The organism is Vibrio sp. Vb0598 (assembly GCF_033338935.1).
Classification (GTDB): Bacteria; Pseudomonadota; Gammaproteobacteria; order Enterobacterales; family Vibrionaceae; genus Vibrio; species Vibrio alginolyticus.
Window position 1 is genome coordinate 347,928 of the sequence record NZ_JAWOTP010000002.1, and the last position, 15,975, is coordinate 363,902.

Below are 15,975 nucleotides of genomic sequence, written 5' to 3' on the forward strand. Positions count from 1 at the left end.
AAAGTCTAATAATAGACAAGGAGAGGTCATGAATATTCAAGTGAAAACTATCAATAATATTCTAATAGCCCTGTTAATGGTTTCGGTTTTTGGTCTATTCGCACTGTACCTCAATTACACACAGCAGAATGAACAGATTGAAAGGCTGCAAAGTCAGTTAATCGAAAAAGAGCATCAGATACTAATTTCTAATGAAGCGTTGTCTTACACTCGATATCAACACCAATTATTAGCCGAAGACTACAGCCGTTTTAGAAATGAGCAGTCAGTGACTAGTGTTTTGCGTTAGCCAGTATAGCAACCACTTTAAGGAGGCAGATGAAACCCATTCTTTTGGTCGATGACAGTAAAACAGTACTGCTTTACATCAGCAGTGCATTGGAAAAGCAAGGCTATGAAGTGCTTGCTGTTGAAGACGGACGAGCGGCGCTCGAAGTGCTAACCCACCGCCCTGATATTCAGTTTGTGCTGAGTGATTTAATGATGCCTGGAATTAATGGTATTGAATTGTGTCGCCAATTAAAATCTAAAGTTAGCGAACGTTACATTTTCTTTGTTCTACTGTCTTCTAGAAATGACCAAAGTTCGATCGTGAAAGGCATTGATGCTGGCGCAGATGATTTCGTAGATAAGAAGACGTCTGTAGAGGAACTTCAGGCCAGAATCCGTGCGGGGTTTCGTACTTTAGAACTGCACAACAAACTCGTTGAGAGAAATAAAGAGCTAGATGCGGCCTATCAAACAATCCACCAAGACCTACAGTCTGCGAGTCATCTGATGGAGCAACTACTCCCTTCTGAATCAACTATCCAAAATATACAGTTTAGTTATGTCTACAAACCATGCTCCCAGATTGGTGGTGATATGTTGGGGTATTTGGAGCTCGATGAACAACATGTTGCGTTTTATGTATTTGATGTTTCTGGTCATGGTATTTCTTCAGCTTTGATGGCTTTTTCTATTCAACAGACGCTATCTCAAAGTCAGGGGCCTGATTCGATCACGATGGAGTTGAGAGATGACGGCTATTGCGTAAGTGAGCCTGCATCTGTGATTGAACGGCTAAATCGGCGTTATCAGCAAACTAGAAACAGTCAACTTTACTTTACTATGGCTTACGCCATTCTTAACACAAAATCAGGGCAACTTAGCTATTGCACGGCTGGCCACCCCAGGATCTTAGTTTGGCGAGCGAGTACGAAAACGATGGAGCAGATAGGTGATGATAACTTTATCGTTGGTGCAATGCAGCCGATGGAATATAGCGGTAACCAAATTAGTCTAGATGAGGGCGATGCATTGTGGCTTTATTCGGATGGTTTGATTGAAGCGAGGCAGGGTGAGGAGATGTTTTCACTACAACGATTGGCATCGAGTATAAAAGCTGTTTGCACGCTGCCAGTTGAAGATCAAGTGGGAGACGTCTTTAAAAAAGTACAATCTTGGCACAACGAAGATGAGTTTGATGATGATGCCAGCCTTTTACAGGTAAAATGGCATGGTGAGAGGCTCGATTTTAAGGAAAAGAATGTCAAAGAGCGAATTTAAACGAACTTACGGGAGCTCCCTTACTCACTCACGAAGTGCGAGCAAAGACGTTGTTCGGTTTTTGATGGGTCATCAAATCCCCTTAAATGCAATTCAATCATTGGAGCTTTGTGTCGTTGAGCTCATGAATAACGCTTATATTCATTCTTACAGTGAAATAGAAGGCCTGCCAATTGAAGTGGAGTGTAGGGTTGGGGATGACCAAGTGTCCGGTTTCGTGGAACTGAGAGTCTCTGATTGCGGAGCGCCGATCAATGAAAAGACGTTCACCCAACATAAAAATAAACAGATTGAGGCACCTAACTTAATGGATGACGATAGTTGGTCCTCCTCTGGTCGCGGACTGATGTTAGTCGCTCAATTATCTGACCTGTTTAAATTGGAAAAAGGTTTCGAAAACAATACGTTTGTTGTCGTGAAAAGGAATTGGGAGAGAAACTAACAACCAAGCAAAGTCGATTTGCTTCACTTGGTCCCTAGCGTTAATCTGACGGTTGCGTTGTATATCATTGTTATTTTGTATTCGTTGTTGGTGCTGGTGATAGTAACGCCTCCAACTCTTCTGGTGTTAGAATATCACTGATGTTTAACATATTACTTTCATCATCTAGCGCCATCTTTGTACGGCTAAGTAAGTACCTTTTTTGAGTTGGTGTTAGGTCTTTGAGAGACTCAATCAACTCCCTGAAATTGCTATTATTCATTGCCATATTTCCCCCAGTTAAGCCTTGAATTTCTTTATTGCATATTCTTCAAGTAAGCGAAGATTTGTTGATTAATTGCAGCTAGCTCTTTAGTAACTATAGCTATATCTGAGCTATCTGGCGCTGTATCGTTTCTGGTTTTTTCTTCTATTCTTTGAAACGCAATGACCGCGGTGTCTTCTCCGAAACTCTCTAGAATGCCCTTTAAACTATGAGCTAATAGATAGAGTTCTGACCAACATCTGCTTGCATATAGCTCATCTATACGCTCTATATCATTCGTGTGATCTTCAAGGTATGTAGAAAAAACAGTGACGATGAGATCTACGTCGTTATCCATGTATGTATTGAGAACATCAAAATTAATCATGTATACCCCTATTAAACGTTGAGGTAGAGGAATGTTTCGGATAATGAAGGCTTAGCCGAAGGTATGAATGGCATAACCAGTATTTGAGCAGAAATAGTTTGCTTGTCGCTTGAGATAAACTTACAAAAAGAAAGTCATTGTTAAAGATATTTTGACTTATATCCAAACGGCAATGGTCGAAATGTAGGGATGAAAAAACTTCAACTCGCGTGTTTTTAACACAAGTAGCAAAGGGGACGTTTCCACGTAAAACGCCGAGTCGGTAAGTGTCTTGCAGTCCTAGTTTGAGGCTATCGTTACATACGGACGCCAGACGTTCGCCAACTTTGACTATTCCTTCAGTCAAGGCTAACTCTCCTCATTAAGTACAAGTATAAATTAGCAATCTAGTTGCATATTGGCAAGTAATCTGCGGCAAAAAAGGGACTCGCGTCCCTTTTGTATTACTAGCTTTGCTTAGAGTCCTGTTCTATTTGCTTCATAAGCTCGTTGGCTTTCTTCATAGCGCGTCTTGCGCTTGAAGTCCTTCGCTTATTAAGTAGTATATCGGAGAAGCGTAAGTATTTATCAGCAGTTTTGAATCTTAAATCGTTAACATCCTGAAAACCAATAGGAAAGTTTTTCGAGAACAGATCCACATCCTTCACCAAGTTATCGAGATGAGTTGTCGTCCTTGCCTTTTCTAGGCGAGAATAAAAGTTTTCAAACTCTTCTTGGAACAGGATTCTAGCGGCATCTTCTGGAAACGGTAGAGGGCTGTTGGAATCTAGCGCTGTCTCATATAATTTCATTTCCAGCACTGCATCTTTCATCGCATTACTTATCTGTAAGTTCTCTTGATGCTCTTCTACGTTTGAAAAGAAGGTGTTCCCAACCTTAATAAGAGCAACAAGTGCAGCTGCGTCTTTCTTTTGGAGTGCTTCAGTGAGGTGCTGACCGAAAACATCGCTAGATAACGAACTTGGCGTGAAAGGATAACCTTGATGAATCTGATTTAACTCATCCTTGAGCTCATAGATGGATTTAATGCCATCTTCTTTACTGTACCGAGACTTTTCAAGTTGACTGTTGATTTGCCTTGCTATCGAAAGTAACGTGGAGTGCTTGCTTGAATGAATATCTAAGGCAAGAACTTCTATTTTATGTGAGTCAGGGTAGTAGGTTTTTGCTTTATCAAGTATGGACTCAATTTCATCATAATTCGGGTAGTTGTTGGCATCAGAATTCAAAACCTGATCAATTTCAGATTCAAACTCGCTGAGAATATAGGTCTTGTGTAAGCGTAATAAGCCAGCCTTAACGACTGGATGTAAGCTTTTTTCACTATCAATCAGTGCCAAACTTTTTTCTGCTGGCGTATCAAGCTGCCACTCTTGTCCGGCAATTTGATCATTTTGCTTGCTAATAACGGTTTCCAAATTGGTGATGGTTTCTTGTTGCTGCTGATAACCAAATACAATGCCGCTAACTAATAATATACTCGCTGCCGCGCCGCTAGCGATAGGCCAATAGCGCATATTCAATTTGCGTTTCAACTGCTCAGGGGTCAGTTCGTTCGGAATAATGCCAGTTGAAAATACGCTTGAAAATATTGGCCACTTAGATGCAGGCATGTTAGTTGGTTTAGAGACCTTGATCTTCTTTTTGAGAGCTTCATTAACTGGAGTTCTTGCGTAAGGGTGTTTGCAACTCAATAACTCGTAAGCAATACAAAATAGAGCAAACATATCGTCGCTTAAGTTCGGTTCCTTACCGGATAACAGGTTGAGTGATGCATAGTTGGGAGTATAACCAAGCGTTTCAACATTTTCGGATTTACGTTTAGCCGCATATTGATCCTGCTTTAATTGATGAGTTTTAGATACACCAAAATCAAGCAACTTAACGTTACCCTCAGACGTTAAAATCACATTAGCGGGCTTTAGGTCGGCGTGCACTACACCAAGAGAGTGAGCATATGAGAGTGCATCGAGTACCTGATTTAGGATTGATAAAGTTGCATTAAACTTCAGCCCATGGGGCCTAGAACGCTGTATTAAACTCTCTAATGTTTCTCCGTTAATATACTCCATAACTAAAAAGTATATTTCGCCATCAACACCAAAATCAAAAACCCTAATGATATTAGGGTGGCTTAACCTTTGAGTTTGTTGAGCTTCACGTATTAACATGCGTGCAGTCTCTGGTTGAGAAGCAAACTCTTTCTGTAATATTTTTAACGCAACGTAGGGTGTTTCTGAACCTGAAGATTCAAGAATCTTATCTTTAGCTAAGTAAACATCGCAAAGCCCACCATGCCCAATAACCGACTCAATTTCATACCGATTTTTAACGGTCGTTCCTATTAAGCTTTCGTTAATAACATCTTTGTTATTATTTAATGAGTCATCTTTATTGTTTTTTTTCTTATTAACTAACGGAGTGTTTTCTTTTTGAGACAGTTTTGTATTTGTTTCATTTTTATTTTTAACGGAGGTTTCATTATTAGTGAGTTTGGTTGATTTAATTGCATTGTCTCGTTTTTGAGTCTTTACAATTTTAGTTTTATCTCCGCTTTCTTTGTTATTTATAGAATTGTTTTTATTACTGTCTTCCATCACAAGAACTCCGTATAAATGATGGGGGAATATATACCTTTCTGCTCAATGAAAAGTCATTATGTTAGAATTTCTCGGCCAAACTAACATTCGTTTTTTTATTGATGAAAGTCTAAGTGTCAAAAATTTGAACTTGGTTGGATAATTAAAATTGTTGAACAATACGTGATTGCTTTGATAAAAAAATGATTCATTATTCCGTGCATGATTTTCAATGGCAGTATTAAGGTTTTTATTAATCTTACTGTTAATAAGAAAGCAGTTAATAATAAAATTAAAAATAATATCTAGCAGGTCTTTGGCGAGGTTTACATGAAGTTGGTTTTAACCATAACAAGTTTTCACAAATTTACTCCAGAGATTGAGAGTGAGTTCGTGTTTGAATCAAGTGATGAACATGCCAAGGTTACATTTGGTAGGTCTGAACAATGTGATTGGACACTACCAGATCCTGAAAGAGTGGTATCCGGAACCCACGGAGAACTGATTAAGTTTGGTGACAAATACTTGATAAAAGACCTCTCAACTAATGGTACTTTTGTAAATAATGCTGTAACTCCTGTGGGTCAAGGAAATGAAATAGCACTAAGCAATGACGATATGGTTAGCTTAGGGGATTATCAAATTTCAGTTTCTGTTCAAACAGATACAGATGTATTCAGTCTTGAGACAAGTAAAAGTCTTTCTAGCGCCCCCCCTGAAGTAGTCTCAAGTCCATCGGAAGAGGAATTTGTTGACCTAGGCCTTAGTGCTAGTGAACTCTTAAACGAAAGTGTTCCTTCTGACTTTCAGCTAGATATTGGTTTAGTCGATGATTTTATTGATATCCCAAAGCCCGAAAAACAGAGCACCGTATCTGAAACTTTACCGAAAGTTAACCGACAATCAGAGCACCTATCGACTCCCAACTTTGATACCAATGGGGGTGAACTTGCGGCTTTTGTTAGAGGGGTGGGTATAGATCCAATGATGATTCCCAGCGATAACCGAGAGGAATGGTTTGAACAACTGGGGGAGTCATTTTCTTTGATGCTAGTTGGCTTAATGGAAACACTGCATAACAGAGCAGTGTTTAAACAAACAAATCGACTTAGTCATACCGCATTTCGTAAGTCAGAAAATAACCCTTTAAAGTTTTCTGCAAACTTAGAAGATGCGATTCATAACTTATATAACCGTCAAACTGCTAGCTTCTTAAAGCCGAATGCAGCCATTAAAGAAGCATTTAATGACATCGAAAGTCATGAGCAAGCCTTAATGAAAGGTGTTGAAGGTACGGTTTCAAGTGTTATGTCACTTGTTGAACCTACTTCTATATACTCAGATGCTTTAGCGAAAGACACGGTTATTAATAAGGTTATTCCAGCTAGAAAATATGCTCAAAGTTGGAAGAGGTTTGAGGATATTCATGAAAAGCTATCCGATGATATTATCAATAAAGAGTCTCCGTTCTATTTAGAAGACTTCGCTAAGCACTATGAATTAGCATTAAAAAACAAAGGCTAGGAATTAGGGTGATGAAAAAGTTTTACCAATATATTTTGTTATTAATTTCAATGGCTTTATTTGGGTGCTCAGCAGCGAACCTAGTTGTTGATCCATACTCAGATTTAGAAATAGCAGCAAGTCATAACATTAATCCTGATTCAAACGGCAGGCCTTCTCCTGTAGTGGTGTATGTATTTGAATTAACGTCAAATACCATTTTCGAAAGCCAGGACTTTTTTTCTATTTATGAAGAAAGTGAAAAAGTCTTAGGACCTGATTTAGTGAATAAATATGAAGTTTCATTAACTCCAGGTCAGAAAGAAACATATCAAGCAAGTATGTCTCCAAAGACAGAATATTTAGGCATTGTCGTCGCGTTTCGAGATATTGAAAACTCAAATTGGCGACAAGTCATTAAAGTGGATAAGACCGGTTACAACACATATCAAGTATTGTTAGAAGATCTGTCTTTGGTCGTTAAATAACGTTTAGTTGGCTAATTATAAATGACGCAATACTCCAAGACGGCTTGGTGCGAAGGAATGTTTTTACGTCCCCAGCACTTCCAACAACAAGAACGCGCAACCTCTCAAGAATTCAAGGGCTTACATCAGTTAGGTGGGGCTTACAATTGGGGAGTTTGGAAATGTCGAGTAAAAAAACACGCGCTAAAAGATGGTCTTATTGAACTTGAGCATCTTGAAGCTGTTTTGCCAGATATGACGTTGGTTAATACGTTAATATCCAACGATTCAGTTTCGCCTCTACTTATTGATAAAAACACTGAAAATACGTTAGTAAAAATAACTCTCCCTCTTTCAAGTGTTACAGGTAAAAACGTTTCGGATGTAAGCGAATCGATCGTCTCTCGTTATGTACTTCAAGATATCGACGTGATAGATAACCTTACAGGACAAGATGAGGAAACCATCCAAGTTGCAGCCCTTAACCTAGAGTTGAAAGCGAGTAATGACAAATTAGCGGGTTATGTGGAGTTACCTATCTTAAGGATCAAAGAGGTAACTCCTGAAGGGGAAGTTATACTAGACGATGAGTACGTTCCTCCGCTTATCAATCTCCTTAGCGACAAAGTTATGTCAGCCTATCTACGTAACGTTATCGCGATGACAAAGATGCGTGCTGACGTTATTGCGCAGCGCTTGATTAAGGGTAAATCTGCATCGGCATCTGCTGTTGATTTCATCATGCTCCAAATGCTGAACCGATATGAGGCTAAGTTAAAGCATTTCAGTGAGTTAGATAGGTTACATCCACTGGAATTAGCGACGACACTTAAAGGTTACATTGGTGAGTTAGCCACTTTTTCTAATAAAACTAAAAGAGTCCCAAGTTTGCTTGCGTATGATCACTTAGATGTATCAAGTGTCTATAGCGAGTTGAATCAGATACTCAGTCAGTACCTCAGTGTTGTTCTTGACCAAACTGCGACCAAACTTCCGTTGGAGCCTCGCCAGTACGGTATTCAAGTGACGCCACTTCCAGATAAACGCTTGCTTGAGTCATGCCAATTTGTGCTAGCAATTAAAGCAGATACCACAACAGATGAAATAAGACGCCTGGTCCCAGCGCAACTCAAGTTTGGCCCGGCAGAACAGATTCGCGATCTAATTAATAATCAGATCAACGGTATAAACGTAGTGCCGTTGAGTGTCGTCCCGAGACAGATTCCTTACCAAACGGGCTATGTCTATTTCGAAGTTGTCAAGAAAGGGCCATTTTGGATGAGGCTAAAAGATAGTGGCGGTATTGCGCTTCACCTATCAGGGCATTTTCCGAATGCTGAACTTGAGCTTTGGAGTATTAATCAATAGGCGCGCTCAGTATGGAACAAACGATCGTAAAACCAACACCGGGTGGAAGAGCACCCGCATCGAAACCACAATCAGAAAAGTCACTGGATAATACCGTAGTTATCTCAAAAAGCCCTGAATTGGTGAACAATGATTCAGTGGTCGCTTATGGGAATAACTCTCTACTAGCAGAGGCGAATGGCCTGTTATCTATTATCGGTCAAATTCGGTCGACAGCGACTCATTCCGATCCGTTGTTTCTAAAAGAGACATTGGCACAAAAGCTTAGAGATTATGAGAACCGATTACGTCAGCATGACGTTGATTTGGATACCATTGATACAGCTCGTTATTGTTTATGCTGTTCACTAGATGAAGTTGTCCTTAACACCAATTGGGGTGGGAGTTCATTCTGGAGTCACGATTCATTACTTAGCTCCTTCTATGCTAGCAGTCAAGGTGGGGAAGCTTTCTTTAAGCATCTTGATAAGTGCATGGCGAAACCAGATGCGAACTTAGATTTGCTTGAACTAATGTATGTGTGTTTATCTCTCGGGTTTCTGGGTCAATACCGTTTAGAAAAAAATGGACTGGAATCGCACCGGAAATTGAGAAGACAAGTTATTGCTACTCTTAAGTCTTATGGGAGAGGAGTCCCTCAGGATCTCAGTAATAGTATTGACCAACACATTTTGAATGGCTCAAAGGCTTCTGATAGAGCGCCTCTTTGGGTTGTATGTTCTGTAACGGCGGCATTATTGGTCTGCATATATATGTATTTTAGCTATGAGCTAAATAAGGCATCAAATCGCACCTTTTCTCAATTAGTTAATTTGATTCAACCGCAACAACTTAACCAAGATGCAACGTCAGAATCAAAATCAGCGCCAATTTCAGAAAAGATTTCAATGTATCTAGCAACTGAGATCGGTAAGGGGCTAATCAATGTTGAGCCGCTGCAAGACAGGGTAAGAATTTCGTTAAAGTCTCAAGATCTATTTGAATCAGGTAGTGCTGATGTTGTCGCTTACATCCAACCCGTTATTTCTAAGCTTGCGAGAACATTGGAGTCGACCCAAGGCAAGATCATTGTTACTGGTCACACCGACGATAGGCCTATTTTCACGAGTAAATATCCCTCGAACTGGCACCTATCATTAGCTCGAGCCACTGCTATGTCTGAACAACTGATCTCGAATAGTGCATTAGAAGGGCGAGTGATACCCGAGGGATTGGGGGATGCAAGACCATTAGTTGAAAACAGTAGTGATGAAAACCGAGCTATTAACCGCCGGATTGAAATCGACCTTCTTGTCGCGAATTAATAATAGGTAGATAGAGATGCGTATTAAAGAAATTGGCAGAATATTTACTCAAAGATGGTTTCTCGGTCTTATCGGTGTCGCTGCTTGTTCTATTTTCATTTGGGTTGTTGGTCCACTTATTACGATAGCGGGATATGAGCCCCTAAAGAGTGACTTTCAACGGCTAGTCACTATTCTTGTGTTGGTGTTGCTTTGGGCGATATTTAACGTTACCAAGCAGCATAAGCAGAAGGTGAAAGAAGACGAAAGTATTCAAACGTTGCTTGAGGTTGATAGCCAATCAGATAAAGAAGCGGCAAGTGAAATTGACTTAATGCGCGAGCGTATTGAGCAAGCTGTCAAAGTAGTGACGAAAACACACAAAGGCAAGAGAAGTTTGTATGACTTACCGTGGTATGTGTTGATTGGCCCTCCTGGAACGGGGAAAACAACCGTATTAAAGCAGTCGGGGTTAGAGTTTCCATTAGGAGACAGCCTTGGCTCTGACTCTATTGCCGGTGTAGGTGGCACTCGCCACTGTGATTGGTGGTTTGCAAATAAAGCAGTTCTTATAGATACGGCTGGCCGGTATACGACACAAGACAGTCAAGAAAAGGTCGACTCTAAAGCGTGGCATGGTTTCTTAGGATTGTTGAAAAAGTATAGAACGCAAAGACCAATTAATGGTGCGATTGTTACGATAAGTTTAGCCAGCGTGATGTCTCAGACTCGAACCGAGCGAAGTCTTCATGCTCGAGCAATTAAGTCGAGACTTCAAGAGCTGAAAAACCAGTTAGGCATGCAGTTTCCGATTTACGTATTGCTCACAAAAATGGATTTAGTTGCCGGTTTCAATGAGTTCTTTGCCGATTTAAGTAAGGAAGAGCGAGAGGAATTATTTGGTTTCATGTTCCCTCGTGAAGTGGATGATGAAAGAGGCGTTATTTCTCTATTCAACAAAGAATTTCATGGCATGTTGGAGCGTCTTGATGCCCGTATGCTTAGAATACTTGAAACTGAGGACGATTTAGATAAACGCGCACTTATCTTTGAATTTCCAAAGCAATTAAGAGTGCTACAAGCTAATCTTGACGAGTTTTTAGCTGAAATTTTTGCACAAAACAGTTTTGAAGAGCCTGCCTTGATTCGTGGTGTGTTTATGTTGAGTTCGGTTCAAGAAGGCTTACCAGTCGATAAGCTGATGAATGAATCAACCAATGGACTTGGGTTAAATCGATTAGCTCTAGCAAAGAGTCAGACTGGTTCTCATAGTTATTTCGTAAAGAATCTTTTTGACAAGGTTATTTTCAAAGAGCAACTGTTAGGAACAGTTAATCGTCACTATCAAAAGCAGTCAGGTTGGATGCGTCGAGGTGTTTACATTGGATGTACAACGCTACTGCTCGGAGCTTCTTCGCTTTGGTTTATGAGTTATAAGTGGAACTCACAGTTAATTGTCGACACCAATGAACAAGCTAGCCATATTGATGCAATGATTGGCGCTCAAAGTTTAGATTTTGAAGCGGATATTGTTTCAGCTGTAGAAACATTAGATAGGTTGATGACGCTTCCTCTCGGAAAGCAAAGCAACTACGGTGATGCCGACTCTGTAAAGAGGTTTGGTCTCTATCAGGGAGACAAAGTGTCTCAGGCGGCAAACAATGCATATTCTGATGCTTTGACCCAATATTACGCCCCTCTGCTTCTTGATAGCTTGGTGTCAGAAATGGAGAGCAATCAACAGCATCGTGAGTATTTGTACGAAACGTTAAAAACGTATTTGATGTTATTCAATCCAGACAAATATCAACAAGATGAAGTGTTGGCTTGGTTTAACTTTTATTTCGAACGTCAATATCCGGGTGAGCTAAACGCAGACTTAAGAAGACGTTTGCTACAGCACACTCAATATTTATTAGGCAACGATGGACAAGGCTTTACTTACAACACTGCTGCCGTGACGAGTGCTCGAGAAGTGTTGACTCAAATGTCTCTACCTGAACGTACTTATCAGCGAATGAAAATACAATTTTCTAAGAGTCATGTACCTTCATTTCGCTTGACTGATGTATTGGGACCTAAAGGGCTTGAGCAGTTCGAGCGAGCTAGTGGAAAACCGCTATCACAAGGCATTTCGGGTTTCTACACGTACAATGGTTTTCATAGCATTTTTCAGATTCAGATCAACCGTACAGTAAAAAGCCTAATGGAAGAGAACTGGGTTTATGGTGACGATCTTAAGGCTCATGAAATTGATCAAGATAGTGCCATCCAAGGCGTTCAGTCTCGATACTATCAAGATTATGTTAATGAATGGAAAACGTTGATCGAAGATATTCAATTGAAGCAGGCTCCGAGCCTAGAACTTGCGACAGAGCAAGCGAGGGTTTTATCTGGAGTTGAAAGACCAATCGAATCTTTGTTGAGAGCAATCCAAAAAGAGGTTGCTCTATCAAAAGTATCATTGTCAGAAAATCAAAAAGCCGCTTCTGAAGTTGTTGGTAAAGTTGCCAAAGTTAAGTTTTCAAATACGGCTGATAGACTAGACATGTATTTACCTGAAGAAAACGGCTTCAATGTTGCTCTGCCAGGTAAAGAAGTCGAATCGCATTTTTCAGAGATCTTACGCCTTGGTGAGCAAGACTTTGATGATATTCAACAAGCAATGGTTAACTTGCGTTCGTATTTAAGTGACTTATCAAGCTCTGGTAACAATCAGAAAATTGCCTACAAAAGTATTTTAGATGGAACCGTTACACAAGATGTAGCAGCTTCTTTTGCTCGTGCTAAAGAACTTTTGCCGAGACCATTTAATCAATGGCTAGGTGAGCTTTCTCAAGAGTCGGTTAAGTTTGCGGAGAGCGGTTCGAAGGATCATCTAAATCAACTTTGGGTAACACAAGTGGTACGCCCTTATCAGCGGACTATTGCTGGCAGATATCCATTCGAGCCCAATGCGAGCAGAGAAGTTAGATTGAAAGACTTTAAGCGATTCTTTGGTTATGGAGGTACGCTTGACGCATTCTTCCAAGAATACCTCGAACCGTTTGTGGATACTTCGAAAAGTCGTTGGCGATTAGAAAAGGAAATTGGAGTTCGTCCAGAAACACTAATGGTCTTTCAAAGAGCGCAACGTATCAGGCAGTCTTTCTTTGAATCTGATAATTCATTACGCGTAGAGTTTGGGATGAAGCCTGTTTATCTAGACCAGCACATTACTCGATTTGTCTTAGAGTTGGGTGGACAAGATTTGGTTTATAAGCATGGACCAGCAAGAGCTAAATCGTTGAGTTGGCCTGCCGGTCAAGATCAGACTCGAATTGTGTTCACACCACCTGAATCTAAACGCGAAATTGCGCATACCTATGAAGGTGAGTGGGGCATATTCAAGCTTTTGGATCAATCACTTAAAGCAAGGCCAGAATCGCGTAAAGACAATATAGTTATGATTGATTTAAAGGGAAATAAGGTGCAGCTAGAGCTTATTCCTTCTAGTGCCATTAATCCGTTTTGGTCAAATGAAATGGAGAGGTTCAGATGTCCACGAACCTTATAACATCAGGCTGGGGCTATATCGGTAAAATGCCTGCAAAAGGGGACTTTGTGAAAGATGGTTTATCACAAGATTTCTCGGAGCGTTGGCATGATTGGCAACAGGCGGTTATTGCAGTCAGCAGGGAACAACTGGGTGAAAGCTGGAATGAGCACTTTTTAACGGCTCCTGTGTGGCACTTTGCTTTGGATATTAGCTATTTAGAAGACTCAACCTACATTGGTAGCATGATTCCTAGTGTTGATGCATGCGGTAGATACTTTTTCTTTACTATAGCTCGTGCCGTAAAAGGTGAAGCTGCGCAATATTGGGGTGACAGAGCTTGGACAGAGGACAGTGCCGCTCTTGCTCTTTCAGTACTTGAGGACGACTTTGTCTTTGATGTTTGGCATAAGAGTACTCAAGAAAAAAATGACCTCGTTGCGAATGTAACAAGTGAAGTGAGGCCTCTAGAGTTTCTTTATCAAAGCCAAATATCTACAGTTTTTCATGATCACGGCAATACTGATCAAAATACGCTTTTGAATTACCTCATTAAAGAAAAATTGAGTAAACCATGTTTTTGGTGGACTGAAGGTTCAACGAAGGTTGAACCATGCATGTTCATTACGAGTGGATTTCCTTCAATTGGTCAGTTTTCAGCCATGCTTGATGGCGGCTGGAAAAAGTGGAATTGGTAGGATAGAAGAATGAATTGGAACTATTTTACCTTTGCTAAATCGCACGCAGGAAAAGTACGCCCTTATAACGAGGATGCTCTGTTGGATATGACAGAGCAGCATATTTGGGTGGTTGCCGATGGAATGGGTGGACACAGTGCTGGCGATATAGCAAGCCAGATGCTAGTGGATAGAGTCGCGCGCCACATGCAGGATGTCTCCAATACTAATATCGATGATATCCGAAGAGTGGTTCAAGAAGCGAACTTAGAAATTTACCAATACGCACAAAATCACTTAGACGGTAAAACGATGGGAACAACACTTGTTTTGTTGTTTATTCAGGATGGGTATTACCACTGTCTTTGGGTGGGGGATAGCCGAATTTACCAGCTTAGAAGTGGTAATTTTGTCCAAAAAACACGTGATCATAGTCAAGTCATGGACTTAGTGGATCAGGGCTTATTGGCATTTGAAGATGCCGAATCTCACCCTCTTGCAAATGTTATTACCAGAGCTGTTGGGGTCGACGAAAGTGTCACTATTGATCAAGTTTCAGGGCAGTTGGCTGACGGCGATCAGTTTCTACTCTGTAGCGATGGACTCTCTAAGGAACTTACGAGTGATGAAATTCATCGGACATTGTATGCAGACTCAGTCAACCAAGCTGGATTAGCGCTCATGCATTCGGCTTTGGTTCGGGGCGCAAGTGATAACGTAACTTGTGCTTTGATCAAAGTTCGCCAAGCGCAAACGGAGTGCGAAACAGTAACTAGAGAAGACGCGACGATACCTGTCTTTCTAAGAGGGAGAGCTTATGAGTAATGAAATGTTTGATTGGTATGAACAAGCGTTGGCTCCTATATCTCAAGAAAATCCTACAGGTATTGATCCTAGAGAGGATGTATCACCACAGTCTGCTTACTATCGGTTGAAAGATCAGCGTATGGCCGCCCGCAACGCTGAACGTAATGCTCTTATAGAAGAAGAAAGTATCTATACCCACAGTAATTTATGGCGAGTATTTATTGAAGATGTCCCAGAAATACTCACGAATCAGTCTAAAGATTTGGAATTTGTTGCCTGGCTTATAGAAGCCCTAACTCGATTGTATGGTTTTCGTGGTATGGGCGTTGGCTACAAACTCGCAACCAGTTTAATTGAGAACTTTTGGGATGATCTGTACCCAATGCCTGATGAAGATGGTATTGAGACAAGAATATCGGCGATTATTGGCCTCAATGGTATCGATAGTGAAGGAACACTTATTTTTCCAATTGCTTGTATACCATTGACTGACTTAGGCGTGGAGCAAGCTTATGCCTATTGGGAATATCAGCAAGCTATAGAGCTTGAACGCTTAGACGAAGATAAGTGCCGAAATCGAGTCGAGCTTGGGGCTGTTGAGCTATCTGAAATTATAACTACGGTTAAGTCGACTTCTGATACGTTTTATCGAGAATTAATCACGGATTTGGAGTTCGCTACGGAATCATTTAATGAATTCAGTCAGCGATTAGATGAAGCGGTCGGTGATGTGACTCCTAGCTCTTATATATCAAAAAGACTTGAATCAATACACTCGGCATTAAAGCACCTTCTTGGAGATCGTTTTAATCAACCACAAGCAGTGATTGAAGAGCTAGAGGATCTTGATGAATCTTCTTCTGAACAACCGTTAAGTGCACAAAGTTGTGATGCATTATTAGCGACAAACATGAAATCACGAGAGCAGGCAATTAGACAATTGCAGCAAGTAGCTGATTTCTTCCGAGAGAGTGAACCTCACTCACCAGTTTCTTACTCCATCGAACAGATCATTCGTTGGTGTGGGATGCCTCTGCCGGAGTTACTGGCGGAACTTATCTCCGACGGGGATGCAAAGAAAAGCTACTTCCGTTTGGTTGGCATAGCAGAACAAAATGAAAATTAATAAAGGGA

14 protein-coding genes are annotated in these 15,975 nt (G+C 40.7%); 11 read left to right on the forward strand and 3 right to left on the reverse strand.

Going from position 1 to position 15,975, the window contains the following annotated elements; all coding sequences use genetic code 11:
- The first annotated feature begins 28 nt into the window (after window positions 1-28).
- The 3 genes from R7Q38_RS04025 to R7Q38_RS04035 all read left to right on the forward strand — a co-directional run bounded on the left by R7Q38_RS04025 (window position 29) and on the right by R7Q38_RS04035 (window position 1,990).
- Entirely contained in the window at window positions 29-289 is a 261-nt protein-coding gene (locus tag R7Q38_RS04025) for a hypothetical protein (RefSeq protein ID WP_005375908.1), read from the forward strand.
- Between the two features lie 29 nt (window positions 290-318).
- A complete protein-coding gene (locus tag R7Q38_RS04030) occupies window positions 319-1,548 on the forward strand; it encodes a PP2C family protein-serine/threonine phosphatase (RefSeq protein WP_054730367.1) in 1,230 nt (409 codons plus the stop codon).
- 64 nt (window positions 1,549-1,612) lie between these two features.
- The gene (locus R7Q38_RS04035; RefSeq protein ID WP_232462655.1) at window positions 1,613-1,990 is read left to right on the forward strand and encodes an ATP-binding protein; all 378 of its coding nucleotides are present in this window, start codon (window positions 1,613-1,615) and stop codon (window positions 1,988-1,990) included.
- A 70-nt stretch (window positions 1,991-2,060) separates the two neighbouring features.
- Here R7Q38_RS04035 and R7Q38_RS04040 read toward each other — a convergent pair whose 3' ends face one another.
- From R7Q38_RS04040 to R7Q38_RS04050, 3 genes are all read right to left on the reverse strand, one after another.
- The gene (locus tag R7Q38_RS04040; protein WP_025767706.1) at window positions 2,061-2,252 is read right to left on the reverse strand and encodes a hypothetical protein; all 192 of its coding nucleotides are present in this window, start codon (window positions 2,250-2,252) and stop codon (window positions 2,061-2,063) included.
- A 34-nt stretch (window positions 2,253-2,286) separates the two neighbouring features.
- Complete coding sequence (locus R7Q38_RS04045; protein ID WP_025767707.1) at window positions 2,287-2,622, reverse strand: Hpt domain-containing protein; 336 nt, start codon at window positions 2,620-2,622, stop codon at window positions 2,287-2,289.
- A gap of 446 nt (window positions 2,623-3,068) precedes the next feature.
- Window positions 3,069-5,219: a serine/threonine-protein kinase gene (locus tag R7Q38_RS04050; protein WP_213893378.1), complete on the reverse strand. Its 2,151-nt coding sequence runs from the start codon at window positions 5,217-5,219 to the stop codon at window positions 3,069-3,071.
- Between the two features lie 312 nt (window positions 5,220-5,531).
- Between R7Q38_RS04050 and tagH the strand changes: the two genes are divergently transcribed.
- Genes tagH through tssA form a run of 8 tightly spaced genes read left to right on the forward strand, consistent with a single transcriptional unit; the run spans window position 5,532 to window position 15,967 of the window.
- Window positions 5,532-6,725, forward strand: coding sequence for a type VI secretion system-associated FHA domain protein TagH (tagH, locus tag R7Q38_RS04055; RefSeq protein WP_053307738.1), 1,194 nt, complete (start codon window positions 5,532-5,534; stop codon window positions 6,723-6,725).
- Window positions 6,726-6,736: 11 nt separating this feature from the next.
- Window positions 6,737-7,192 (forward strand): type VI secretion system lipoprotein TssJ, encoded by a 456-nt coding sequence (gene tssJ, locus R7Q38_RS04060; RefSeq protein ID WP_017820223.1) that lies wholly within the window; start codon window positions 6,737-6,739, stop codon window positions 7,190-7,192.
- 21 nt (window positions 7,193-7,213) lie between these two features.
- Window positions 7,214-8,539, forward strand: coding sequence for a type VI secretion system baseplate subunit TssK (tssK, locus tag R7Q38_RS04065; protein ID WP_080276943.1), 1,326 nt, complete (start codon window positions 7,214-7,216; stop codon window positions 8,537-8,539).
- Between the two features lie 11 nt (window positions 8,540-8,550).
- On the forward strand, window positions 8,551-9,843 hold the full coding sequence (gene tssL / locus R7Q38_RS04070) for a type VI secretion system protein TssL, long form (RefSeq protein WP_213893379.1): 1,293 nt from the start codon (window positions 8,551-8,553) through the stop codon (window positions 9,841-9,843).
- A gap of 16 nt (window positions 9,844-9,859) precedes the next feature.
- Window positions 9,860-13,378 carry a type VI secretion system membrane subunit TssM gene (gene tssM, locus R7Q38_RS04075; RefSeq protein ID WP_213970836.1) on the forward strand — a complete coding sequence of 1,173 codons (3,519 nt, stop codon included), beginning with the start codon at window positions 9,860-9,862 and terminating at the stop codon, window positions 13,376-13,378.
- Window positions 13,360-14,055 carry a type VI secretion system-associated protein TagF gene (tagF, locus tag R7Q38_RS04080; RefSeq protein WP_005387528.1) on the forward strand — a complete coding sequence of 232 codons (696 nt, stop codon included), beginning with the start codon at window positions 13,360-13,362 and terminating at the stop codon, window positions 14,053-14,055. Before tssM ends, tagF begins: the two co-directional genes overlap by 19 nt.
- Window positions 14,056-14,064: 9 nt before the next feature.
- On the forward strand, window positions 14,065-14,859 hold the full coding sequence (locus R7Q38_RS04085; protein ID WP_005375947.1) for a PP2C family protein-serine/threonine phosphatase: 795 nt from the start codon (window positions 14,065-14,067) through the stop codon (window positions 14,857-14,859).
- The gene (gene tssA, locus R7Q38_RS04090) at window positions 14,852-15,967 is read left to right on the forward strand and encodes a type VI secretion system protein TssA (RefSeq protein ID WP_239939168.1); all 1,116 of its coding nucleotides are present in this window, start codon (window positions 14,852-14,854) and stop codon (window positions 15,965-15,967) included. Before R7Q38_RS04085 ends, tssA begins: the two co-directional genes overlap by 8 nt.
- Window positions 15,968-15,975 lie beyond the last annotated feature (8 nt).